The organism is Pseudomonas sp. HMWF006, assembly GCF_003061205.1.
Classification (GTDB): Bacteria; Pseudomonadota; Gammaproteobacteria; order Pseudomonadales; family Pseudomonadaceae; genus Aquipseudomonas; species Aquipseudomonas monsensis.
In genome coordinates, this window is sequence record NZ_QAIU01000418.1 from 1 (window position 1) to 531 (window position 531).

At 61.4% G+C, this 531-nt stretch carries 1 protein-coding gene; it reads right to left on the reverse strand.

All coding sequences use genetic code 11. The annotated features are described in order from the left end of the window. Nucleotides 1–77 precede the first annotated feature (77 nt). Nucleotides 78–531, reverse strand: a 454-nt coding sequence (locus tag DBR24_RS32585) for an aldehyde dehydrogenase family protein (protein WP_256591591.1), incomplete at its 5' end; no start/stop codon positions are given.

A 531-nucleotide genomic window follows, 5' to 3' on the forward strand; every position in this document is an offset into this window, starting at 1 on the left:
GAGTAGTCGCAAGCTCCAAGCTCCAAGCTGCAAGACACAGCGGATTTGCTTTTAACTTGCGGCTTGTAGCTCGCCGCTTAAAGCTCCCGGCTATGCCGGGCCATGATGTGCCGCACCACGCTGTAGTCCTGCAGCGAGTCGCTGGACAAGTCTTTGCCGTAACCCGAACGTTTCAGCCCGCCGTGGGGCATTTCGCTGACCAGCATGAAATGGCTGTTGATCCACGTGCAGCCGTACTGCAAGCGGGCGGCGACCTGCATCGCCTTGTCCAGATTCTGCGTCCACACCGACGAAGCGAGGCCGTATTCCGAATCGTTGGCCCAGTCGACGGCCTGCGAAAGCTCGTCGAAACGGGTCACGGTGACCACCGGGCCGAACACTTCGCGCTGGACGATTTCGTCAGTCTGTTTGCAACCGGCGAGCAAGGTCGGTTGATAGTAGAAGCCGGCACCGGAATGCACCGCCGCACCGGTCACGCGCTCGATATGCGGCTGACCGAGGGCGCGCTCGACGAAGCTGGCAACGCGGTCG